This window comes from Proteus sp. G2626 (genome assembly GCF_009915985.1).
Taxonomy (GTDB): domain Bacteria; phylum Pseudomonadota; class Gammaproteobacteria; order Enterobacterales; family Enterobacteriaceae; genus Proteus; species Proteus vulgaris.
This window is the reverse complement of the sequence record NZ_JAABNH010000007.1, coordinates 76,491-100,811: the sequence shown is the minus strand read 5'-3', so window position 1 is coordinate 100,811 and position 24,321 is coordinate 76,491. Positions and strand designations below refer to the sequence as shown.

Below are 24,321 nucleotides of genomic sequence, written 5' to 3'. Positions count from 1 at the left end.
TTAAATATTGATATTAATAGAAATAATGTTGATTAAAATTAGTTTTAATTTTTTGTAATATAATGTATTGCGATCTAAATCTGTTTAATCTATCTGTTAATTTGTGATTGACTAGTCAATCTATCTATTTTTCTGGCATAAAATCATATTTTTGAGATGCCCTTCAAGTAATTATTTCTCTAGAAACAAGAGAATCTTTGCGTCTTTTGTTTTTGATCCTTAATAAACGTTATTAATTTTAATATAACTGAAGGTACAGAATGAACAAAGAAATAGCTTTAAGTCATCATCACAAAATGAATAAAAAAAATAGAATAAATAAAAATATATTTCAACTCTCCCTTGTTGCATCCGCGTTACTTTTTTCTGGATATTCCATTGCATATTCAGAAGCTGGACAATTAGGTGATACAAAAAGTTGGGAAAGCCAAGAATATCAAAAAGACTGGGGCTTGGCGGCTATGAATGCCTCTCATGCTTATGCACTTGGTTTTCATGGGCAAGGTGCCAAAATCGGTGTAATGGACTCTGGTGCATTATTATCACATCCCGAATTGAATGATGCTCGGTTTCATGCTGTGAAAGCCAAAGGCCAATATGGTTCAACTGGCATGCGTTATCCTCAGGAAATGGGGGGACATTATGAAAAAGGTCAGGTCTTTGATGTTGATGGAGGTTGGATCAAAGGTGTGAATGATACACACGGAACACATGTTACAGGCACCGTAGGCGCAAGCCGTGACGGTAATGGTATGCATGGGGTTGCATGGGGTGCTGATGTTTATTTAGGAAATACAGGCGCAACAGATAGTAATAACTATGGGCCTTACCAAGATTACACCTATTTCTATACGGGCTGGAAAGCCATGGTCGATGCAGGGGCTCAGGTAATTAATAATAGCTGGGGAACCAACCCTCGTATTATTAATCAAGATAAAACGTTGGGCCCAGATGGTGGTAATACAACCGTTCATATGCCAGTAGATACGACTGCGCAAACGGAATATGAATATTTCTACTTTAAAAAAGTCTATGGCGATAAACCTTCCTTTGTTGATGCGGCTTATGACGCAGTAAAAGGCACTAACGTTGTACAAGTCTTTACAACCGGTAACCGTGACTTTGCTCAACCTTATTATCGCCCTCTTTATCCTTACTTTAATCCTGAAGCAGAAAAACATTGGATTGCGGTTGCGGGACTGAAACAGAATGCGGACAAATCGGGTTATGAATTAGAAAAAATCTTCAATGAAGCGGGTAATGCGAAATGGTGGACGGTTGTTGCACCAGGTCGTTACATTTATTCGTCAATTGTTGATGAAGAGGGAAATGCAGGTTGGGATACCTTTAGTGGTACATCAATGGCAGCGCCCCACGTGACAGGTGCTATGGGCGTATTGATGTCACGTTACGAGTCGATGAATGCGATGCAAATACGTGATGTGATGTTTACAACAGCCAATCACCGTAATCCAGATGGCTCTTTATATGATAGCTGGACGGCAGCAGAAGGGACGCCAGATATACGTTATGGTTGGGGTACACCGGATTTAGATAAAGGGATGTATGGTCCAGGCCAATTCTTAGGTAAATTTGAATATAACCTAAGCATGACTCCACTTGATGTTTGGACAAATGATATTTCACAGACCGCATTAGATTTACGTGAACAAGAAGATCTTGCATGGTTTAAGGAATATACAGATAAAGGCATTGCAGCTGGCGGGGATTACAATCTAGGTACGGATTTTGTTATCAACGATGGTAACCCAGATCCAACTTCCCATATTATTAGCAAAGAAGATGCTGAAAAATGGCGTAAAGAGTATTACCAAAAACGTGCTGATGCTATTCAGGCTAAAATTAACGCGGGTTTATATGATGGTTCTCTCGTTAAAAAAGGTGAAGGTACATTAGTGATGACTGGCGATAATACTTATCGCGGTGGTACAACAGTTGAGCAAGGGACTTTATATGGCTTTACGGAATCATTTGGTACAGAAGCAGTTAATGTTAATGGTGGCAAATTAAGTGTGATTGATCGTTACAACGATACCTTTACACAACAAGGCCAATTAGCATCAAACGAAAGCCACAAAGCCAATATTAATATCAACGATAAAGGCACGTACTTAGTGACTGTTGGGCATGATGTTAATGTCGGAGATATGGCCTTAAATAAAGGGGCAAGTTTAGATATTGGTGCTGATAGTGAAGGTCAATTAAAAGATATCTACCTTAATAACACTGTCGCGACAGGCACCGTTAATGCTGACAATTTAGTTGATAATCGCACTAAAACGAAAATGTTAGCGAATAACGAAGTGACTTCGAATAATGATTATGCGTTATTTGATAAAAATATTTCCGTAAAAGACAACACAATTACAGGTACATTAAGTAAGAAAGAAAATACCTCTTTAGCCACATTTGCGAATAATGAAAATGGGCGATCTATTGCTAATACGTTAGATAACACAGGCAGTGGCGATTTATTCAATGCTGTATTACCAATGAATGAAAAAGATCTGAATAAGACTTATGGATCATTGGGCAGTGATATGTACCTTAATGCTAACAGTGCAAGTGTAGTGAATGTGTTAGGTTTAACACGCACTGTGAAAGATCAAGCAATGGGGATTGGGCAAGGCCGTTATGCTAAATTGGATAATAGTAATGCACGTATTTGGATGACGGGTATTGGACAATGGGGCAATGCTGATTATGGTCATAGTAATATCGATGTTGATTTTTATGTCGGTTTATTAGGTGCAGAAATAGATGTGACCGAAAATACCAAAGCAGGCCTCTTCTTTGGTGCAGGTTCAACCAAATATAAAGGGAATGAACACGGTAAAATAGATAGCAACGATATCCATATTGGTGCTTATGGTGTGTCTAATCTACTTGATGTGGCTTCATTAAATTATGGTTTTACACATACTCACCAAGATAGAGATGCTAAAAGAACACTTTGGGTAGGACAAAATGCAGGTTATAACTCTACAAGTTATGATGCAAAAATTACTCAAATTTTCTTAGAAGGTGCTTATACTCAATTTAATACTAATCAGTACTCTATTGAGCCATATGCAGGATTCAGTTGGTTACGTGTATCAACCGATGATATCAATGAAAATGTTGGTAATATGAAATTTACCACTAAGACTGATTCACAAGATATTCAAGTAGGTACTATTGGTTTACGTGGTGGATATCCATTTATGGCTGGTAACGTTAATATGGCATTAAAAGGCGATATTTCTGCAAGTCATTTATTTGGTGATAACCGCCCTGAATCACGCCTCTTCTTATCTCATTCCGGAGATGCAACTTTACGTGGTGGCAAACTGGATAATCTGTTTGGTGTTGGTTTAGGTGTTGATGCGCAATTAAGTAAATCAACGACTTTCGGGCTTTCTTACCAAGGCCAATATAATAGTGATGTAAGTTCAAGTGGTATTAATGCAACACTAAAAGTTAATTTCTAATTTTATTTAGGTTGTTTTCTATAAAAGGCCCTTAGTGATAAGGGTCTTTTTTTGTATGAAAAAGTAGGCAAATAAAGGATTGTTTGACTATGAAATAAGGAGTCATTATGAATGTGAAGTCTATTAGTTTTCAAGCTAACTCGATAAAAAATATCGATGTAATTCAAAAAGAAAAATATAAAATAAAAAATGAAATTAATAGTGTGTTAAACAGTTTTAGTTGTTTTTATGTAGGAATGGAAAATAAAAGCTTTTCATCTAAGATATCTTTTTTTATAAAGAAAATATTTAATTTAAAAACTGATTTGACTTTTTTGTTAGATAAACATCAACATGTTAAGGTAAATGATTTATTCACTCTTTTTGCTGGAGGTGAAAAGATAAAATATAAGAATTGTAGATTAATAAACTCTGATTTTATTAGTTTTAAGAGAGCATCATTAGATTCGTTTTTTTTAAGTTTAAATACGGCAATAAAAAATGATTGTCATGATAATGCTAAAAAACTAATACAAAATTATCTCTATGAAAAATCTAAAACGAAAGGAGACTTTATTACTATAATGAGCATCTCTCTGGATGTGATTAATAATTATCAAAGAGAAAAATTTGAACAGTTGAGTAGACATAGTTCAGAATGCGCTAGTATGCTAAATTATATTAACTTTAATTATAGGCAGTATATTGATACTGCAATAGATTATGCTTGTAAGGAGCTTGATGGAAAAAAATATAAAAAAATAGATAATTCAATAATGTATTTAGTTAATACAATGCATGATATTTACTCGATGGAGATGGAGAAAAATTTTATTATCAATATAACTAAGTGTTTTATTGATAAAGCAGTCAAGTATAATGTTGGAAATTATAATAATAGTAGTTTTAGAAAATATATATTAAACCTGTTAACAAATAAATTGAAAAATAATGAATGCGTCAATAAATTTATAGATAATATGCTTAATTCGGGATTATTAGAATACGATAATATTGTTAAAGAGGAAGAAAAAACAGCAGGGGATGAATGTTTTATATCTGAGTATAATAGAAAGATGAAAAATTTATTTAGTAAGAATAAAAACAGTGATGAAATGAAAAATAATATTGCCAATATTATTAGAGATAATTATGAGGTAATTTTAAATAAAATGAAAAACAATTCTAATTATCTTGAGAATGAAAGGGTTTTATTGGATGTTATTGATTATTTAAAGAGTGATAATGATTGGAGTTTCAATTTTGTATAAATAGGTTATTCCTCTTTAATAAATATTATTAAAGAGGATTTTTTATTTAACTCAATGCCACTTTAATGCCTAATCCAATCAGTACCACACCCAGTACTTTATCAATGCTTTTTTGGACTCTGTTAAGCACTTTTCTTACTGGTGCGCTTTGAATTAATAAAACCAATAATGGCCAGTAAACGACGGCTAATCCCCAAATAATAAAGGCATACCACAACTTTTCGCCGATGCTGGAATCAACACTTAATACTTGAGTGAAAACGGCAAGAAAGAACAAGGTTGCTTTAGGATTAAGCAAATTACAGAGAAAACCTTGCATAAAGGCTTTCTTAAAACTGACTTGTGAATGTTTATCAGTTTTTTCATTAATCGAATGATTAGATTTTGAGAGTAAGCTCTGAAAACCAATCCATAGTAAGTAGATGGCACCTGCATATTTCAAAATAGAAAAGAGCCAAGGTGTTGTTGTAATCAGAACAGCAATACCTGCAACACAATATGACATATGCACAAGCAATGCCGCCACAATGCCCATTGCTGTCATCATTGCTGCAGATCGTTGATAACGTGCCGCATTTTTTACAACGAGAAAAAAGTCAGGACCTGGTGAGATCATGCCAAGTAAAGCTATTGTAAAAACGACTAAAGAAGTTTCAAGCATAATAGCGCCTTGTATATAACAATATTATAATGATTGAATCTTATATGATTAAGTTAACACTTCGAGTATAAAGCAATTATTTATTATCAAGGAAGCATAATTTGTATCGACTCAGGTTTTAGCTTTACGTATAGTGTGAGCAGTTTTTTTCCCATCTTTACCCGTAGGTGTGTAAATGAATATTAGTTTAATCGCAGCATTAGCGATGGATCGCATTATTGGTATGGAAAAGGCAATGCCTTGGACATTACCAGGTGACCTCGCATGGTTTAAAAAGAATACGTTAAATAAACCCGTTATTATGGGCCGGGTGACTTATGAATCTATTGGACGTCCTCTACCAAATCGTCTTAATATTGTTTTAAGTAGCCAACCAGGAACAGATAGTGACGTTGTTTGGGTTAAGTCTGTAGACGAAGCTTTACAAGCTGCTGAAAATTATGATGAAATTATGGTAATCGGTGGTGGTAAAGTGTATGAGCAATTTTTACCTATGGCTAATACACTTTATCTAACACACATCGATGCTGAAGTAATTGGTGATACAACATTCCCTGATTATGAGCCTGATGAATGGGATTCTACCTTTATGGAATATCATGAAGCAGATGAAAACAATTCTCATAACTACTGCTTCGAAATATTAAAAAGAAGAAAATAACAAGAATTAAATAAAAAGGGAGATTAAATATCTCCCTTTTTATTATTCCTATCTTATTAATATAAGAATTATAAGAAATAAGATTTATTATTCTAACTAAGAATTTTATTTATAAAAAAACATTATTTAAAGGTAATCATTATTTATATTTTAATAAACTCATTTTATAAGGATAATATATGAGATATTAATCAATATAGAGATTTTTTATTCTTAATATTGTAATTTTTCCTACTTATTTATTGTCGAAAAAAAATAATTTATTGATTAGTAAGGTTTTATTCTTGTCTTTTTTTGTGTTGTTCGTTTTTGTATGAAAAATGTTCTCTTTAGTATCAAAAAAAGTAAATTAGGTAAAAAGAAATAAAGCGGAATGGCAAAGCGCAAAAATAGAGCATTTATTTCTTGCGCTTGAAATGAAGATAATGAAAAGGGTTACTTAGGTGCAGATAGACTAGCTTGAGTGAAATATTGTTTATCTTCCCAGCGCAAGCAAGTGAGGTTTCCTCCCCAGCAACACCCTGTATCGAGAGCATATACATTATCAGGGGTGCCTTTTCCTTCAAGAGAGGCCCAATGGCCAAAAATAATGCTATAACCTTCAGGAAGCTGACTCGGTAAATCAAACCAAGGTTTTAATGGTGCAGGGGCTTCTAATGGTTTGTCTTTACAAATCATATCCAACTGACCATTAGGAAAACAGTAGCGCATTCGAGTGAATGCATTGGTACTAAAGCGTAGTCGTGCTAAACCTGTGAGTTCTGATGACCAATTATTGGGGAGATCGCCATACATTGAGTTAATGAATAAAGGATAACTATCACTGCTTAAAATGGCTTCCACTTCACGGGCACACATCTTAGCGGTTTCTAAATCCCACTGCGGTGTGATCCCAGCATGCGCCATAATCATTTTCTTTTCTTCATCGACTTGTAGTATTGGTTGGCGTCTTAACCAATTAATTAATTCATCGGCATCTGGGGCACTGAGTAATTCATTAAGTTTATCTCTTGGTTTATTTCGACTTATTTTTGCAAATACACCTAGAAGATGAAGATCATGATTACCTAAAACAAGCTTTAAAGACGAGCCTAAGCTTTTTACAAAACGTAGCACTTCAAGTGAATGAGGGCCTCGAGCAACAAGATCACCCGTTAACCACAATGTGTCTTTTGTAGGATCAAAACTCACTTTATCCAGAAGGTGGCGCAGTTCATAGTAACACCCGTGAATATCACCAATTAAATAAGTTGCCATAATTAATTTATCAATGTTGGAAGTGCAAGGCGGAAAACAGGGATCTCGATTTGAAATAATCGCCCGTCAGTATCAATCATTTCATAATGGCCTTCCATTGTTCCCATCGGTGTTTCAAGAACAGCACCACTGGTATAACGGTAGTGAGTACCTGGTTCAATTAATGGTTGCTCACCGACAACACCTTCACCTCGAACCTCCGTCGTATTACCTAGTGCATTAGTAATTAACCAGTAACGGCGCAGGAGGCGAATTGCACATTTATTCAAATTATGAATTGATACAGTATAAGCAAATACATAGCGTTCATCTTCGGGAGATGATTGGCTTTCAATGTAAACACTTTGTACTTGTATCGCCACTTTTGATGAGGTGAACATAATGCCTCCTGTCTCTGGCTTTATCTTATGCTTGTGTCTCTTGCTTTTGCGATAACCAGTTTGCCACTTTACAATATTGCTCAACAGAAATATTTTCTGCGCGAGCAGTCGGGTCGATACCTAGTGCCACCATATCTTCCGCTGTTAGCAATCCACCTAAACTGTTACGTAATGTTTTTCGACGTTGGTTGAAGGCTTGTGAAGTAATACGGCTTAGCATCGCAATATCCGTAACTGGATAAGGTTTTTCTTTATAAGGGATCAAGCGAACAACCGCTGAATCAACTTTGGGGGCCGGTTTAAATGAAGTTGGTGGAACTTCAAGTACAGGAATGATTTGGCAATAATATTGCGCCATTACACTTAAGCGACCGTAAGTTTTGCTACCATGACCTGCAACAAGGCGATTAACTACTTCTTTTTGCAACATAAAGGTCATATCAGAAATTGCGTCGGCAAAACTGAAAAGATGGAACATAAGTGGTGTCGAAATATTATAAGGCAAGTTACCAAAGACACGCAGAGGCTGCTGACGTTCTTTTGCTAATTGTGCAAAATCAATCGTCATTGCATCTTGCTGAATGATGGTCAGCTTGTCTTTTAATGTAGGATGAACTTCTAAACGAGCAGCTAAATCACGGTCGATTTCAACGACTGTCATTTTATCCATTCTGGCGCCAACGGGTTCTGTGATAGCACCTAAACCGGGGCCAATTTCAACAATAGCCTCGCCGGGTTGTGGATAAATAGATTCAACAATACTTTCAATAATATAGCTGTCTGTTAAAAAGTTCTGCCCGAAGCGTTTACGGGCAAAGTGCCCCTGATGGACTCTATTATTCATTACAATTTTGTATCATATTAATGGCTAAATTTAATGCGGTGCAAAAACTGCCAGCATCTGCGCTTTTCGTACCTGCAAGCTCAAGGGCGGTGCCATGATCAACAGAAGTACGGATAAAAGGAAGGCCAAGAGTGATATTCACGGCACGACCAAAACCTTCATATTTTAGCACAGGTAATCCCTGATCGTGATACATCGCTAATACAGCATCAGCATGTGTTAAATATTTAGGCTGAAAAAGGGTATCAGCAGGATAAGGCCCATGGAGACAAATACCTTGCTGACGTAATTGTGTTAACGCAGGCTCAATAATGTCAATTTCCTCACGTCCCATATGACCGCTTTCTCCTGCATGAGGATTAAGACCACAAACGTAAATTTGAGGTTCTGCTATACCAAATTTTGTTTTTAAATCGTGGTTTAAAATGGTGATAATTTCATGCAGTAGCTCACCTGTAATTGCATCCGCCACATCACGTAAAGGCAAATGTGTCGTTGCAAGTGCGACTCTTAAAGTATCTGTTGCCAGCATCATGACAACACGTTCGCAGTGGCTCCGATCAGCAAAAAATTCGGTGTGTCCTGTAAAATGCACACCTGCATCATTGATAATACCTTTATGAACCGGTCCCGTCACGAGTGCTGAAAATTCACCGTTTAGGCAACCATCACAAGCACGAGCTAATGTGTCTACAACGTATAATCCATTGCGCGTATCTAATGTACTTGGAATGACATTAGAGTGAAGTGTGATAGGGAGTACACAAATTTGACTAGGTGTGTGTGCTTGAGGTGGCTTGTCTGGATTGTATTCAACTAATGAAAGAGGCAGATTTAATAATTCTGCTCTTGTTTTAAGTAACTGAGGATCAGCACAAACAACCCAAGGTAAATCCCAACTCATTTGTGCTAATGAGATAATCAGATCAGGACCAACCCCGGCTGGTTCGCCGGGGGTGATAACAAGTGGTTTTATTTGCTTAGTTTGCATTATTCTCGTTCATTATTTTCACATAAGCCCCTACACGTAGCTCTTGCATCCAATTTTGCACTTCTTCATTAAACTTACGATTGAAGAGTAAACGGTATGCTTGTTCTTTATTTGCAGCATCAGTTTTATCAACACTACGCGTGTCTTCTAATTCAATTAAATGCCAGCCAAAGTTTGAGCGAACAGGTTGGCTTAATTCATTTTTATTTAAGCGCATTAACGCATCACGGAATGCGGGATCGTAAACATCAGGCATTGACCATCCTAACTCACCGCCACGTAGTGCTGAACCTGGATCTTCAGAGTACTCTTTTGCTGCATCAGCAAAGCTTATTTTACCACTACGAATATCGGCAGAGATCTGCTGTAGTTTGGCATAGGCTTGCTCATCATTCATGATTGGAGAGCTTTTTAGCAGAATATGACGACTTTTAACTTCGGTAACAGAGAGTGTATTTGATGCGCCTCGAATATCGTTTACCTTGATAATGTGTAAACCGACACCAGAGTGTAGAGGTCCTACGATTTGACCTTTTTGTGCATTTGCTAATTCTTTAGCAAATAGTGTTGGTAATTCATCAATAGATGCCCAACCCATATTACCGCCATTTAATGCTTGTGGATCAGCAGAATAAGTTGCAGCTAACTTACCAAAATCAGCACCATTTTTTAGTTGATTCATAATCCGAGCGATCACTTGCTTCGCTTTTTCTATTTCTGAGGGCGCTGGATTTTCAGATAATGGAATTAAGATATGGCTCAGATTCAGGTCAATACTTTGGCTTGCTTGATCTTCAATTTGCTTAGCAAGAGAATCAACTTCTTGAGGCAAGATAGTAATACGGCGACGAACTTCATTGTTGCGTACTTCTGCTAGCATCATTTCTTTACGAATATCTTGGCGATAATCGTTGTAAGAAATACCATCAGCAGCGAGACGCTTTTTCAGTTGATCAAGTGAAATTTTATTTTCAGCAGCAATACCTTGAATAGTAGATTCCACTGCTGCATCAGGAATATCAATTTGCATTTGTTGTGCCATTTGCAAAATGATGTTATCCATTACCAAACGCTCTAGAATTTGTTGGCGAAGAACTTGCTCATCAGGCATTTCCTGTCCGGCATTTTTTGCGTTCATTTTGACAGTCTGTAGCATTCTATTGACGTCACTTTCTAGAACGACACCGTTATTGACGATAGCCGATACACGGTTTAATTCTTGTGCAGCAAACGTTGTTGAGCTGGTAGCTGCACCGACCGTGATCATTAAGCCGATAAACAGCGTTTTCCAATTTTTCATAAGTTTCCCATTATGTATTTTCCGCATCTTATTGCGGGTTGACATATTTATTCAGCCAATTCCGTAGTCTGATTAAATCAGAATGCTCTTTGATAAGGTAAGATACCGCGTTCAAGCATTTTCTGGCTACCCAAACTATGATTGTTACTTAGGCCTCTGAGTTCCACATTGATAGACCATTTATTATCAATATCGCTGTGGTCAACTTTCCAGCCAACAATTTTTCGTTCATAACCTACATTTACCGCCCAACAACAGGTGTTATATTGTAAACCAACCATCTGGCTAACAGGTTCGGACTCTTTAGTATCAAAGTAATAGGCACCCACAAGGCCCCAACGTTCTGCTAATGGCCAACTGCCTACAACACCCACTTGTGAAATACCTTTTTGGTATTCAGGTAGAGGGTTCATTTTTCCATCATAAGGGCGAACACGTGTTGCTTGGATATAATCACGATCAACATAACGATAGCTCAACTGTAGTAGATGATCACTATCGGCGCGATATTCCATAATTGCATCACCCATCGATACGCTACCTAAACGACGGTCATATTGTAAACCACCACGCATACCCACGGTATCAGTGATCCGCCAGTAGGCATCACCAGCCCATACCATTGAACCTGTTTCATCTTTGCTATTGATGATTTCGTTTGATGAACCTGTTTTCGGACGTTCAAAGAAGTAGATTTGACCCACAGAAACGTTAAAACGTTCAACTAATTCGCTATCATAAAAACGCGAAGTTATACCGGTTGTTAATTGGTTTGCAGACGCAATACGGTCTAAGCCACCATACATTCTGTCGCGGAAAAGTCCGCCATAGTTTGACTGTAATAACGCGGAGTCAAAGTTATTGATATTAGACTGATCTTTATAAGGAACATAAAGATATTGCACTCGTGGCTCAAGGGTTTGAGTAATATCTTTGGTTTGATATTGACGCTCAAAGACCACTTTCATATCAGATTTAAACTGTGGCAATACACGATTAACACTGTCATCTAATTTTTGATTATTGGGTTTGGCTTTATAACCATCTGGAATGTCTTGATCATAATGAGTTGCCATGATTTTCAACTCATTATTAAAGCTTGCCCATCCTGTAGAGGCTGGGAGTGAAATTGTTGGCTCAATATGGAAACGATTCGCTTCGGGGGTATTCTCCCCCACACTAGTAAAACGCACAAATTGAGCGTAAGTCCGAAAATCAAATGGTCCTACATCATTCTTATAATAATTGAGATCAAGCTGTGGCTCTGCACGATAAGCTCTTGCATCTTTATTATCAGAGAAGATTTGGAACTGCTTAGTGGTTAAGGTCGCATTCCAATTTTGTTGTGCATAACCTGTACTAAATTTCTGAGTAGCATAACCATCAGTGGTATTACCATATTGTGAGGTAAAGTCAGTGAAATACTTATTGTCACTGACTTTGGTGTAATCGATATTAAATCGCCACACATTGTTCATCACACCACTATGACCCCAATAGAATAACCAACGTGTAGCGGTATCACGAGGAAGATAGCCAGCTTTATTTTCTGCTTTATCTTTATTGTATTGGCTATCGTGATTAATCCAATCTACAGCGATGGTACCGCGCCCCGGCGTTGTTAAATAACGAAATTCGTTATCTAATTTTAAACCACGACGGCTGATATAGTTGGTTGTAATAGTGGCATCATAATTAGGAGCGATATTCCAATAGTAAGGGAGTTGGAAATCAAAACCTGAACTACGGGAATAGCTCCCGTTTGGTATTAAGAAACCAGAACGACGTTTATCACCGATAGGCAATTGAAGGTAAGGGCTGTAGAAAATAGGGACATTAGCGACGCGAAAGCGTGCATTCCAAATTTCAGCAACTTGTTCTTCACGGTCTAAAATAACCTCAGAACCGACAACGCTCCAGCTATCATCGCCAGGTAAACATGAGGTGAACATCCCTTTATCCATAATGGTATAGCGGTTCTCGCCACGCATTTGCATCTTATCGGCGTAACCACGGCCTTGGCGACCAACCATCTGGTAATCACCTTGTTCAATATCCGTATCTTTATTATTAAGATTAGACCAAGCACGAGGGCCTTTTAAGATGATTTGAGGATCATCATAAGAGACATTGCCCGTAGCTGTCACCATTCTTAATGGTGTTTCTCCCTCAGTTTGTGTCAGTTCAACACTGTCTGCACTTAAGGTTTGGTTCCCCTGTTTAATATCAACATCACCTTTATATTTGATCATGCGAGGATATTCACCTTGCATATCATTTGCAGTGATAGTGACGGGCAAGCTATTAGGATCGCCTTGTACTAATGGTTTGTTATAAACGGGAACTCCCAGTAAACATTGGGAGGCAAGGTCAGCATAGGCGGGCTGACCGTATATTGTGGCCCAAACTAAGGTGGCCAGCAGTGTGGGATAACTTTTTTTCATAAGTATTTATGTGCTTCCGTCATCAGTGGCTTCATGCTGATAAACAGCCAGAAACTAACGCAGGGAGTTATGCGACACCAGCCCAACGTTCTGAACATTGTTCTAACGGTAACCGAAAAACAGGCATAAGCCTCATTTTTTCGATGTTTCTGTGTTGAAATAGGGTTATAGCCTTATTAGAAACAAAAAAACACCGCGCTGATGCGGTATTTCGTGCTGTATAACAACGCTAAAGTTATTCGTTTGGTCACTCATTTTACTTTAACACAATTTAAACGAAAACAGCATTACCTCAGTCCAAAGAGAAACAGTAAATCTCTTCATTTTAAGAAAAAGTCTATTTAGACGTCGCTTGGTGTTAGGTGTGTAAGCAAATGAATAGTATGATAATGCAAAATTGCAGGCAGAGCATTGAAGATTTGAGGAGTCTATGCGCTATTGGGGAAAATTATTAGGCCTTATCATCGGGAGTTTTGCGGGGGTAGGCTTCTGGGGCATTGTTATTGGTGTTTTTCTTGGGCATCTCTATGACATGCAACGAGGTAAATTAGGAAGTGGTGGGCGCTATACACGTGATAGACAAGCGTTTTTCTTTGCTGCAACCTTTCAAGTTTTAGGACACCTGACAAAATCAAAAGGGCGAGTCACTCAAACAGATATTTCGCTTGCAACTGAATTGATGGATCGGATGAATTTGCATGGAGTTGGACGTCAAGCTGCTCAACAAGCTTTCAGAGAAGGTAAATCACCCGATTTTCCCTTAAGAGCGACTTTACAACGTGTTCGACAAATTTGTGCGGGGCGTAGAGACTTGCTTCAGATGTTTCTGGAAATTCAGTTACAAGCTGCTTTTGCCGATGGTCAATTGCATCCGAATGAAAGAAAAATGCTGTTTATCATTATTGATGAGTTGGGTTTTTCGCGGGCACATTTTGAACATATATTAGCAATGATGCAGGCTGGCCAAAATTTTCATTATCAAAATAGGCAGGGCTATCAGCCTCAACCTCAAGGCCCAACACTCTCTGACGCATGTAAGGTACTTGGTGTTAATGAGAGCGATGATGTTAAAACCATAAAAAGAGCTTATAGAAAATTAATGGGAGAACATCATCCAGATAAACTTGTTGCAAAAGGTTTACCACCGGAAATGATGGAAATTGCAAAACAAAAAGCACAGTCTATACAAGTTGCTTATGATTTGATTAAGAAAGAAAAAGGATTTCGTTAACATCTTGTAAATAAAGATGAGAAAAGAGAGAATTATTTCGTGATAGAGATAACTTAGGTTGAGTTGAGTTTATTATTTATCACGGTAAAATATAAGTGAAATTAATTATTTCATTCTCTCTTCTCTTAAAAAAGGAACTATATCCATGTCAAACGTCCGTGTTCTTGTTGGGGTTATGGGATTAGCGCTTTGCCTGCTCCTTGCTTCATTGAGTTCAGTGACTGTTTTAGTGTCATAAGACATTAAAAATCGGCAAGGCATTCAAAATGTATCGGGGATCGAAAAGCAGGATGAGTAATAAATAATTCCTGAGCATGTAACTGCAGGCGAGGTGCCATCGCTTTTGCCTGCGGATATGCATAAAAGCGATCCCCTAAAATAGGATGCCCCAACGCTAACATGTGTACCCGCAATTGATGTGAACGCCCCGTAATTGGCGAGAGTTTTACTCTTGTTGCATTCTCTTCATACTCCAGTACTTCATAAAAAGTTTGTGCTGCTTTCCCTGTTTCATGACAGACTTTTTGTTTTGGTCGATTGGGCCAATCACAAATCAAAGGTAAATCAACTAATCCTTCTTCTTTTTCGAGGTGTCCCCATACGCGAGCAATATAGGTTTTTTTCGGTTCACGCTCACGAAACTGACGTTTTAGTTCACGTTCTGCCTCTTTGTTTAACGCAACAACAATGACCCCACTGGTTGCCATATCTAAACGATGCACACATTCGGCATTAGGAAACTCTGTCTTAATGCGCGACATAATACTGTCGTTATGCTCTGGTGCTTTACCTGGTACTGACAGTAATCCGCTGGGTTTATTGACAGCAATAATATGCTCATCTTGATATAAAACATGTAACCAGGGATCGGTTGGCGGGTTATACACTTCCATCATAGTGGATATCTCATCAAAACAACGGGGAGTAAAATACCCCCCGCTTTAACATTGATTATTGGTGGGTAACAACAATTAAACGAATTGAATCTAAACGCCAGTTTGCTTCATCTAAATGATTAAGAATATGGGTGCGTTCATTTTCAATTGCTTCAACTTCATCATCACGAATGTTCGGGTTTACAGCGCGTAAAGCCTCTAGGCGTGATAATTCATGTGTTAATACGCGATCAGCTTCTTCTTTCGCTTTTTGAATAAGCCCTTTCGCTTCGACTTCCATTAACGGTTCAGAGGCTTTGAGTACATGGTGTACTTCGCTTTGTACCGCATTGACCAGTTTGCTAGAAGTATGGCGGTTAACCGCATTTAATTGGCGGTTAAAACTTTCAAACTCAACTTGAGAGGCTAAGTTATTACCTTTTAGATCAAGTAATAAGCGCACTGGTGTTGCCGGTAAGAAACGACTTAAATGCAGATGTTTAGGCGCTTGAGCTTCTACGACATAAATCAGTTCAACTAACAGTGTTCCCACTGGCAATGCTTTATTTTTTAATAAAGACACTGCACAGCTACCAGTATCGCCGGACAGGATCAAATCTAGACCATTACGGATAATGGGGTGTTCCCAGCTAATAAATTGGGTATCTTCACGAGATAGCGCTTGCTCTCTATCAAATGTGATAGTGCAACCATCTTGTGGTAATCCTGGGAAATCAGGGACTAACATATGGTCAGATGGTGTTAAAATAATTAAGCTATCACTGCGATCTTCTTGATTAATACCGACGATATCAAATAAGTTCAGTGCAAAATTCACTAATTCAGGATCGTTATCTTGTGCTGCAATTTCACCCGCTAATTCAACGCCCACTTCGCCACCATTAGAGTGCATTTCTAATAGGCGGTCACGGCCTTGCTCAAGTTTAAGTTTCATTTCATCATGCTGTTGACGACATGTAGCAATAAACTCGTCAAAGTCAGCTAATTCATTAGGTTGAGCAAGATAATTAACTAATGCATTATATTTACTGTCGTAAATAGTACGGCCAGTAGGGCAAGTATGTTCAAAGGCGTCTAATCCTTCGTGATACCAACGCAACAAGACTGATTGAGCTGTGCCTTCAAGATAAGGAACACTGATATCGATGTCACGATTTTGACCAATACGATCAAGACGACCAATACGTTGTTCTAATAAATCAGGGTTAAATGGTAGATCAAACATAACCAGTTGGTTCGCAAACTGGAAGTTACGTCCTTCAGAGCCGATTTCAGAACATAATAGAACTTGTGCACCTTCTTCTTCAGATGCGAAATAAGCTGCAGCACGATCGCGTTCAAGTAAAGACATTCCTTCATGGAATACGGCAGCTCGAATAGCTTCACGCTCGCGTAAAACTTGCTCTAATTGCAAGGCTGTTGCCGCCTGAGCACAAATAACTAGTACTTTTTCATTACGATTTGCAGTTAAGAAGTTGAGCAACCATTCAACACGAGGGTCAAAGTTCCACCATGTTGCGTTTTCACCTTCGAATTCTTGGTAAATACGTTCAGGATAGAGCATCTCTTTAGCACGAACTTCGAGACTCTTTTTCGCAGCCATAATTTCAGCAACTTTAATCGCTGTTTGATATTGTGTTGGCAGAGGCATTTTAATCGCATGAAGTAAGCGATTAGGGAAACCTTTAACACCAGAGCGAGTATTACGGAATAACAGACGGCCCGTTCCGTGTCTGTCCATTAACATATGAATAAGCTCTTGGCGTGATTTAGTGCGTTCTTCGCCTTGTGTATTTGCCGCTTTTAGTAATGGCTCAACATCTTGCTCACTAATCATTTCGCTAATGATATTTTGTTGTTCAGTATTTAAATCATCTTCTGAGAGTAAAATAGTAACGGCGTCGGCAACAGGGCGATATTTTTGTTGCTCATTAATAAATTCGTTGTAGTCATGGAAACGACTTGGATCAAGCAGACGTAAACGGGCGAAGTGACTCTCTTGACCTAACTGTTCTGGGGTTGCGGTTAATAGCAATACAGAAGGAATAGATTCGGCTAATTCTTCGATTACTTGGTATTCACGACTTGGAGCATCTTCGCTCCACACAAGGTGATGCGCCTCATCGACAACCAGCATATCCCATGTTGCTTCAACGAGGTGTTCAAAACGTTGTTTGTTTTTACGCACAAAATCTAAAGAGCAGATAATCATCTGTTCAGTTTCAAATGGGTTATCGCTATCTAATAAGGATTCGCTATAACGGCTATCATCAAATAGTGAAAAACGCAGATTGAAACGGCGTAACATTTCAACTAACCATTGATGTTGTAAGCTTTCAGGCACGATAATTAACACACGTTCTGCACGACCATCCATTAGTTGCTGGTGGATAATCATCCCTGCCTCAATAGTTTTACCCAGGCCCACTTCATCCGCTAATAAAACGCGAGGATTATGGCGCTTACCGACTTCATTGGCGATATAAAGCTGATGAGGAATAAGGCTTGCGCGAATACCACGTAAACCGCTTTGCGCTTGCTTAAACTGTTCGCTTAAGAATTTACGTGCGCGGTAGCGCAATGCAAAGCGATCCATACGATCTATTTGGCCTGCAAAGAGGCGATCTTGCGGTTTATTAAAAGTGAGTTTGTTATCTAAGAACACTTCACGTAATTGTGCTGGTTCTTCGGTGTCTAGACGGACACCATGGTAGATAAGAAGGCCATTATCTTCTACAACGTTATCGATGGCGAGTTTCCAACCTTCGTGACTGGTGACAGTGTCTCCTGCATTGAACATCACCCGTGTTATTGGTGCATCATGACGGGAGTAAAGGCGGTTTTCGCCACAGGCAGGAAAAAGTAAGGTGACCATGCGGGCATCAACGGCCACAACAGTACCCAGTCCAAGCTCGCTTTCTGTATCGCTAATCCAACGTTGACCAAGAGTAAAAGGCATATATATAAACTCAGCTCTCAAATATATAATTTAGGAATTATTAATGAATGCAGTATTGCGGTGTTGTCATTAAAATTTGTGGGATAAAAAGTGTCTGTTCTCTAAAAAAGAAAAGTTAATTATCACCAAAGGGGCGTTATGTTAATAGATGCAAAGCAAACCGTCACCTGCAAAATGACACATCTTAAAATGAGAGTGTCATTTGTCCATTTAACAAGGTTGAGAAATCATCTTGTATAAAAGGCAGGATAGCATCTGCAATCGGCATTAACTGCTTATTGATATAGTGTTCGTAATCAGGTGCAGCGGTCATGTGCTCTAATGGTTCAGGTCCCAGGAGAGTAATTATATAACTAATCCAACCGCCTTGCTGATATTGTTGAGGTCTATTTTTGGATAAATTATATTCATCAGCTTTACGCGCTGCTTTGACATGAGGAGGGACGTGTTGCTGATATTCTGATAATTTTCGACGTAACCGTTTACGATAGACTAATCTATCATCATATTTTCCCGCAAGCGTATCTGCGACATAATCACGAATAAACTGCTGGTACGGTTGTTGATGAAAAATCCGCGTATAAAGTTCTTGTTGAAATTTTTGGGCGAGGGGAGTCCAATCTGTTCTAACGGTTTCTAATCCTTTAAATATCATTTTATCATTGCTTAACCCCGCATAACGTTTTTTACTTCCCGTTTCCATACCTCGAACGGTTGGCATTAAAAAACGACGATAATGTGTTTCATATTCAAGCTCTAATTTGCAATCAAGTTGGTAAGTTTCAAAAAGGTGTGTTTTCCACCATTGGTTAACGTCTTGTACTAGCTGATGCCCAATTTGTTGTGCTTGTTGTTCAGTGTGTGGCGATTTAAGCCAAACAAAAGTAGAGTCTGTATCACCATAAATAACTTGATAGCCTTTAGCTTCAATTAACTCCCTAGTTTTTTTCATAATTTCATGACCGCGTAAGGTAATTGAAGAAGCTAAACGAGGATCAAAAAAACGACATCCCACCGAGCCTAAAACACCATAGAAAGCATTCATAATAATTTTGAGAGCTTGAGAAAGTGGGGCATTTTTATGTAACTTTGCGTTATCTCTTTCGTGCCAAATTTGCGACACAATAGCAGGTAAACAGTGTTGCTCCCGTGAAAACCACGCTTGGCGAAACCCGGGGATAGCCCGTTTTTCATCGGGTTGATGTGTTCCTTCAATCATTCCTACTGGATCAATTAAAAAGGTACGAATAATGGAGGGGTAAAGGCTTTTGTAATCAAGTACAACAACTGAATCATATAAACCGGGAGCAGAGTCCATAACAAAGCCTCCAGGGCTATGCTCTTCTGGTTTTTCACCTTGATTAGGCGCGACATATCCAATGCGATGCATAGAAGGAAGATAAAGGTGTGTAAACGCGGCCACAGAGCCACCACTTCTATCAACAGAAAGCCCCGTGACACAAGCTCTTTCTAATAAGAATGCCATAAGAGATGTGGCATCAAAGATACGGTTAACTAAGACACAATCTTGCCAGTTATAGTAGGCTAATGCGGGCTTATCTTCTTTAAAACGGCGATTAATTTCATCCATTCTGGCATAAGGTGTGTCAATGGCTTTACCTTCACCCAACAGTGTTTGCGCGACTGATTCTAGGCTGAATGAGGGAAAATTCCATGTGGCCATTTTCAGTGCCTCAATACCATCAATAATTAAACGGCCTTGTGCAGAGGCAAAAAAATGTCCTTTTTTAAATCCATGCTCTCGCCACTCTAGTGGGCTGTTTTGACGGCCAAGTAACAGGCTTGCACCATAGCGTTGAGCATGGGTATGTAAAATACGTAAATCGAATTGAATTAAATTCCAGCCAATAATAGCATCGGGATCGTAATGCTGTATCCACTCATTAAGTTTGTCAATTAAACGTAATCGACTACTGACATAACATAATCGATAATCTTTGAATTGCTGGCTTTCATGCCCTATAGGTAAATCATCGGTCAGCATAAATACGACATTATCGCCACAACCCGCAAGGCCAATAGAGTAAAGTTCACCATATTCACTGGTTTCAATATCTAAAGATACCGTTCGCAGTGTAGGACGATAATCTGGTGCAGGTTTTAATGTCACGGTATTGTTTTGTTGGTAACGAAACCAAATTGGTGCGGTGATAAAACGCTCCATCATGTAACGTTCATGAGGGCGTATATCGGCTTCATAAAGGCGAATCTGGTGCTCTTTAAGTTGTTGTTCAAGTTGAGCGAGTTGTCGGTATTGTTTGCAGTAGACACCAAAAACAGGCTGTCTTTCAAAGTCTTTTAAATCAAGAGGACGAATTTCAATATCAGGATTTTTATTAATGAGAGAACGTAAAATGGTTTCATGTTGGCGAGCAACAAAACCAATAGCGTGTTGTATAGGAACAGTGACTTTACGAGGACCATTATCCGTTGCAAGCCAATAGGAGACGACAATACCTTTTGGGGTGTCGCTCCAATGGCGGGTAAGAATAAAGCCTTGTTCGGTATGACCCATCATGAACACCTAATAAACACAAAAAATTCGCTAAAGATGCATTTATTATAGTCAAATAGTGGTTTTTTATACAGTTAATTTAAGTCAGGTTTAATTGAAGGGAATGCCTAAAATAAGTGATTGATCCACTTCACCATTTATCAAAGACAGTGTATTCCCATCATACACAATTGTTCCGTTATCAATCACAATCGCTCTTGATGCAATCTTAACAGCATCTTCTAAGCTATGTGACACCATCAGTAAGGTCAGGTTTTTTTCATCACAAAGTTGTTCTAGTAAGGCCAGCATTTCAATACGCAAAGCAGGATCGAGTGCAGAAAAAGGCTCATCGAGCAATAAGATAGGTTGTTCTCGTACAAGGCAACGTGCAATGGCAACACGTTGACGCTGACCGCCTGATAATTGTGAAGGTAAACGGTCAAGATAGTCATTTAAAGAAACTTGCTTGGCTCGGTTTTCTAACAGGTTTTTTTGTGTATCTGAGAGTTTTAAACCGGGATCTAACCCCAAGCCAATGTTTTGCCTAACGGTCAAATGAGGGAATAAATTATTATCTTGAAATAACATGGAAATAGGGCGTTTGGCGGGGACGGTTTTAGTGTGTTCGCGACCATTAAGAAAAAGGGTTCCTTTTTCAGAAGGCAAAAAACCAGCAATTAAACTGAGTAAGGTGCTTTTCCCTGCGCCACTGGGGCCTAATATGGCGATACGTTCACCTGCGTTTACGGTTAAGTTAAACATAAGGTGTTGATGTTCATAGGTATAAGCCAGGTGCTCTAATTTAATCATGAGATTTTCCTGCCAATCGTTCTATTAGGCTAAAAAGAGAGAAGCAAAGTAGTAATAAGATCATGGCTGTGACAGCACCATCTTGTGTGTGATAAGCCCCAATTTGCTGATAAAGATAGAAGGGTAATGTTCTAAATGTTTCATTACCAAATAGAGCAACAATCCCAAAATCACCAATAGAAATAACACAAGCAAAAGCAAGCGCTTGTGAAATCGGTTTTTTTAATGCCCGTAACTCTATCCAACGTAGTCGATTGAGACCCTGAATATTAAGTGATTGGCATAAAAGACCATAACGTGAAGCAATATCATTCATTGGATTTTCGAGCACTTTTAAGGCATACGGAATGGCAATTAATGCGTTGGTTAAAATGACTAATACATACGGTGATTCAGGGAGGCCAGTTGTATTGTTTAATAACAAGAAAAAGCCGGTTGCTAACACAATGCCGGGCATCGCCAGAATGATCAAACCACTCATTTCCATGGCTTGCCCTGCTTTTTTAAAATGGCGTAGGCGAAGCTCTCGGCTACTCCATAGCAACATCATCGTTAGTACAACGCAGACAATACCTGCACCGACGGCAATAATGAGAGACGTTGTAAAGGCTTGCCAAAGTATGGGTTGTTGTATGACTCGTATTAATTCGCTGTTAAGACCATCAGTTACTACCGCTAAAATGGGGGGCACTAAAAAGAGGATTGCGAGCGTAATAATTAGAGTATCTGTGATTTTGCTAAAGAGAGGGTCGTATGGATCACGCCAATGTTGTTTGTGGCTATTCCCGACAAAGAGTGAGCCTTTTAACTTTTGGCTAATCAGCACTAAACCTAAACAGCAAAAAAGCTGAATAAGGGCTAAAAGAGCTGCTCTATGTAAGTCGTAGTCATAACTTAATGCTTGATAAATCGCGAGTTCAACCGTTGTTGCCGCAGGGCCACCACCTAATGCCAGTACCGTGGCAAAGCTTGCAAAACAGAGCATAAAAATTAGTGATGCAGTGGGGAGTATTTGTCGCCATAAATAGGGAAACTCAAGAAAGCGGAAACGTTGCCAGCCATTCATACCTAATTGTGAGGCTAATTGACGTTGCTCTGGTGAGATACTTTCGAGTGCTTGCAATAGCATTCGGGTTGCTAATGGCATATTAAAAAATATGTGTGCCAATAAAATGCCTTGTAAACCATAAGGGGTAAATTGGTAATGAATCCCTAACCACTCACAAATTTGAGCAATCCACCCCACTCTGCCATAAACTGTTAAAATCCCAAAAAGTGCCACTAAAACGGGTAATACAAGGCTCATGGCACATAAACGTAAGAAGAGGGTTCTTCCTCTAAATTGACGTCGATAAAGTGCTTTTGCGAGCCAAATGGCGGGTAATATTGAAAACAGGGCAGATAAAAAGGCTTGCCAGAAAGTAAAACGGACAACATGCCATAAATAATCATCAGCAAAAATAGAGGACAGCTCGTCACTTGGCGCATTAAACCACAGTGCGCCAAATGACAACAATGCCACAATAAGCAGTAAACCCGAAGCACATAGCCCCGGGATAAGCCATCTTCCCATTAGCGACTAACCGCTGATTGCCAGTTACGAGTCCAGGTTTGGCGCTCTTTTGCAACAATTTCAGCATCAAATTGTAGTGATTTTTCTGGTTTAGGCATCGCAGAGTAGACTTCAGGTAATGGCATATCTATTACGGGATACATCCAATTGGTGGTAGGGATAGTTTCTTGGAAAGCTGGGGTTAGCATAAATTGCATAAATTGCTGAGCTAACTCAGGTTGTTTGCTTGATTTGAGTTTTGCTGCAACTTCTACTTGTAAATAATGCCCGTCAGAGAAAATAGCAGCTGCATAGTTATCTTTTTTATCCGCTAAAATGTGATAACCCGGAGATGAGGTATAACTGAGTACAAAATCACCTTCCCCTTTTAAGAATAGGCCATAAGATTCACTCCAACCTTTTGTCACTGTAAGGGTTTTCTCGGACAGTTTCTTCCATTGTGTCGCGGTATTTTCAGGATAAAGGGATTGCATCCATAACATTAAACCTAAGCCTGGTGTACTAGTGCGAGGATCTTGATACAGTATTTTCCATTTTTCTTGACTGTTTAGCAGTTCAGCCATGCTTTTGGGCGGGTTAGCAATGCGGTTTTTATCATAAATAAACGCAAAGTAACCGTAGTCATAAGGCACAAAGGTATCGTCAGTCCATTTTTCAGGTAAGGCGAGTTTCGATGTATCGATATTACTAGGTGCAAAAAGCCCCGTTTCTTTGGCTGCGTGGATCAGATTGTTATCTAACCCTAAAATAATATCGGCCTTACTTTTATTACCTTCCATACGTAAGCGATTAAGCAAAGAAACACCATCAGAAAGTGCGACAAGCTTTAATTCACAATCACATTGCTGTTCAAATGCTTTTTTAATAGCAGGTCCTGGGCCCCAATCTGCGGTAAATGAATCATAAGTATATATCGTGAGTGTCGGTTTTTGGGGGGCAGCTTGCGCTGAAAAAGAGCTTATTATACCCAGTGCACCCAGTAAGAAAGTAAAGCGAAGTGATGTAGTTAACACATTTAATTCCTCAGTAAAAAGTCAGGTAGGATCTGAGGAGTG

The 24,321-nt window shown here is 38.8% G+C and carries 17 protein-coding genes; 4 read left to right on the top strand and 13 right to left on the bottom strand.

Annotated features, from left to right (window positions below; genetic code table 11):
• Positions 1 to 260 precede the first annotated feature (260 nt).
• On the top strand, positions 261 to 3,491 hold the full coding sequence (gene pta, locus GWJ05_RS02945; RefSeq protein WP_036934132.1) for an autotransporter Pta: 3,231 nt from the start codon (positions 261 to 263) through the stop codon (positions 3,489 to 3,491).
• 107 nt (positions 3,492 to 3,598) lie between these two features.
• Entirely contained in the window at positions 3,599 to 4,741 is a 1,143-nt protein-coding gene (locus GWJ05_RS02940) for a hypothetical protein (protein WP_036934131.1), read from the top strand.
• Between the two features lie 46 nt (positions 4,742 to 4,787).
• Here the strand turns inward: GWJ05_RS02940 and GWJ05_RS02935 are convergent, their stop codons facing one another.
• Entirely contained in the window at positions 4,788 to 5,402 is a 615-nt protein-coding gene (locus GWJ05_RS02935) for a LysE family translocator (protein WP_036934129.1), read from the bottom strand.
• Positions 5,403 to 5,577: 175 nt separating this feature from the next.
• On the opposite strand from GWJ05_RS02935, the gene folA reads away from it, so the two are divergent.
• Positions 5,578 to 6,063, top strand: coding sequence for a type 3 dihydrofolate reductase (folA, locus tag GWJ05_RS02930; protein ID WP_036934126.1), 486 nt, complete (start codon positions 5,578 to 5,580; stop codon positions 6,061 to 6,063).
• Between the two features lie 435 nt (positions 6,064 to 6,498).
• Here folA and apaH read toward each other — a convergent pair whose 3' ends face one another.
• From apaH to lptD, 6 genes are read right to left on the bottom strand one after another with little or no spacing between them, the layout of a single operon-like run.
• A complete protein-coding gene (gene apaH / locus GWJ05_RS02925) occupies positions 6,499 to 7,320 on the bottom strand; it encodes a bis(5'-nucleosyl)-tetraphosphatase (symmetrical) ApaH (RefSeq protein WP_036934124.1) in 822 nt (273 codons plus the stop codon).
• A gap of 2 nt (positions 7,321 to 7,322) precedes the next feature.
• Complete coding sequence (gene apaG / locus GWJ05_RS02920; RefSeq protein ID WP_036934121.1) at positions 7,323 to 7,700, bottom strand: Co2+/Mg2+ efflux protein ApaG; 378 nt, start codon at positions 7,698 to 7,700, stop codon at positions 7,323 to 7,325.
• 25 nt (positions 7,701 to 7,725) lie between these two features.
• A complete protein-coding gene (gene rsmA / locus GWJ05_RS02915; RefSeq protein WP_036934119.1) occupies positions 7,726 to 8,544 on the bottom strand; it encodes a 16S rRNA (adenine(1518)-N(6)/adenine(1519)-N(6))-dimethyltransferase RsmA in 819 nt (272 codons plus the stop codon).
• Entirely contained in the window at positions 8,537 to 9,535 is a 999-nt protein-coding gene (gene pdxA / locus GWJ05_RS02910; RefSeq protein ID WP_161681043.1) for a 4-hydroxythreonine-4-phosphate dehydrogenase PdxA, read from the bottom strand. Before pdxA ends, rsmA begins: the two co-directional genes overlap by 8 nt.
• The gene (gene surA / locus GWJ05_RS02905) at positions 9,525 to 10,862 is read right to left on the bottom strand and encodes a peptidylprolyl isomerase SurA (protein ID WP_072024191.1); all 1,338 of its coding nucleotides are present in this window, start codon (positions 10,860 to 10,862) and stop codon (positions 9,525 to 9,527) included. The genes pdxA and surA overlap by 11 nt, the downstream gene beginning before the upstream one ends.
• 50 nt (positions 10,863 to 10,912) lie before the next feature.
• Entirely contained in the window at positions 10,913 to 13,279 is a 2,367-nt protein-coding gene (lptD, locus tag GWJ05_RS02900) for an LPS assembly protein LptD (RefSeq protein WP_036934110.1), read from the bottom strand.
• Positions 13,280 to 13,709: 430 nt separating this feature from the next.
• Between lptD and djlA the strand changes: the two genes are divergently transcribed.
• On the top strand, positions 13,710 to 14,510 hold the full coding sequence (gene djlA / locus GWJ05_RS02895) for a co-chaperone DjlA (protein WP_036934107.1): 801 nt from the start codon (positions 13,710 to 13,712) through the stop codon (positions 14,508 to 14,510).
• A gap of 242 nt (positions 14,511 to 14,752) precedes the next feature.
• Here djlA and rluA read toward each other — a convergent pair whose 3' ends face one another.
• The 6 genes from rluA to thiB form a co-directional block, all read right to left on the bottom strand.
• Complete coding sequence (gene rluA / locus GWJ05_RS02890; protein ID WP_036934106.1) at positions 14,753 to 15,406, bottom strand: bifunctional tRNA pseudouridine(32) synthase/23S rRNA pseudouridine(746) synthase RluA; 654 nt, start codon at positions 15,404 to 15,406, stop codon at positions 14,753 to 14,755.
• Positions 15,407 to 15,461: 55 nt separating this feature from the next.
• A complete protein-coding gene (gene rapA / locus GWJ05_RS02885; protein WP_036934104.1) occupies positions 15,462 to 18,365 on the bottom strand; it encodes an RNA polymerase-associated protein RapA in 2,904 nt (967 codons plus the stop codon).
• Positions 18,366 to 18,549: 184 nt separating this feature from the next.
• On the bottom strand, positions 18,550 to 20,901 hold the full coding sequence (locus GWJ05_RS02880; RefSeq protein WP_373369226.1) for a DNA polymerase II: 2,352 nt from the start codon (positions 20,899 to 20,901) through the stop codon (positions 18,550 to 18,552).
• A 90-nt stretch (positions 20,902 to 20,991) separates the two neighbouring features.
• Positions 20,992 to 21,693 (bottom strand): thiamine ABC transporter ATP-binding protein ThiQ, encoded by a 702-nt coding sequence (gene thiQ / locus GWJ05_RS02875; RefSeq protein ID WP_036934101.1) that lies wholly within the window; start codon positions 21,691 to 21,693, stop codon positions 20,992 to 20,994.
• Positions 21,686 to 23,266 carry a thiamine/thiamine pyrophosphate ABC transporter permease ThiP gene (gene thiP, locus GWJ05_RS02870; RefSeq protein WP_036934099.1) on the bottom strand — a complete coding sequence of 527 codons (1,581 nt, stop codon included), beginning with the start codon at positions 23,264 to 23,266 and terminating at the stop codon, positions 21,686 to 21,688. Before thiP ends, thiQ begins: the two co-directional genes overlap by 8 nt.
• Positions 23,266 to 24,279: a thiamine ABC transporter substrate binding subunit gene (thiB, locus tag GWJ05_RS02865; protein ID WP_036934097.1), complete on the bottom strand. Its 1,014-nt coding sequence runs from the start codon at positions 24,277 to 24,279 to the stop codon at positions 23,266 to 23,268. The genes thiP and thiB overlap by 1 nt, the downstream gene beginning before the upstream one ends.
• Positions 24,280 to 24,321: the final 42 nt, after the last annotated feature.

Bases quoted from the DNA above. Each gene is read 5' to 3' on its own strand.
- rluA (WP_036934106.1), bottom strand. From the start codon at position 15,406: ATGATGGAAGTGTATAACCCGCCAACCGATCCCTGGTTACATGTTTTA.
- thiQ (WP_036934101.1), bottom strand. From the start codon at position 21,693: ATGATTAAATTAGAGCACCTGGCTTATACCTATGAACATCAACACCTT.
- rsmA (WP_036934119.1), bottom strand. From the start codon at position 8,544: ATGAATAATAGAGTCCATCAGGGGCACTTTGCCCGTAAACGCTTCGGG.
- folA (WP_036934126.1), top strand. From the start codon at position 5,578: ATGAATATTAGTTTAATCGCAGCATTAGCGATGGATCGCATTATTGGT.
- pta (WP_036934132.1), top strand. From the start codon at position 261: ATGAACAAAGAAATAGCTTTAAGTCATCATCACAAAATGAATAAAAAA.
- thiP (WP_036934099.1), bottom strand. From the start codon at position 23,266: ATGGGAAGATGGCTTATCCCGGGGCTATGTGCTTCGGGTTTACTGCTT.
- surA (WP_072024191.1), bottom strand. From the start codon at position 10,862: ATGCGGAAAATACATAATGGGAAACTTATGAAAAATTGGAAAACGCTG.
- pdxA (WP_161681043.1), bottom strand. From the start codon at position 9,535: ATGCAAACTAAGCAAATAAAACCACTTGTTATCACCCCCGGCGAACCA.
- lptD (WP_036934110.1), bottom strand. From the start codon at position 13,279: ATGAAAAAAAGTTATCCCACACTGCTGGCCACCTTAGTTTGGGCCACA.
- djlA (WP_036934107.1), top strand. From the start codon at position 13,710: ATGCGCTATTGGGGAAAATTATTAGGCCTTATCATCGGGAGTTTTGCG.
- apaH (WP_036934124.1), bottom strand. From the start codon at position 7,320: ATGGCAACTTATTTAATTGGTGATATTCACGGGTGTTACTATGAACTG.
- apaG (WP_036934121.1), bottom strand. From the start codon at position 7,700: ATGTTCACCTCATCAAAAGTGGCGATACAAGTACAAAGTGTTTACATT.
- GWJ05_RS02935 (WP_036934129.1), bottom strand. From the start codon at position 5,402: ATGCTTGAAACTTCTTTAGTCGTTTTTACAATAGCTTTACTTGGCATG.
- GWJ05_RS02940 (WP_036934131.1), top strand. From the start codon at position 3,599: ATGAATGTGAAGTCTATTAGTTTTCAAGCTAACTCGATAAAAAATATC.
- rapA (WP_036934104.1), bottom strand. From the start codon at position 18,365: ATGCCTTTTACTCTTGGTCAACGTTGGATTAGCGATACAGAAAGCGAG.
- GWJ05_RS02880 (WP_373369226.1), bottom strand. From the start codon at position 20,901: ATGGGTCATACCGAACAAGGCTTTATTCTTACCCGCCATTGGAGCGAC.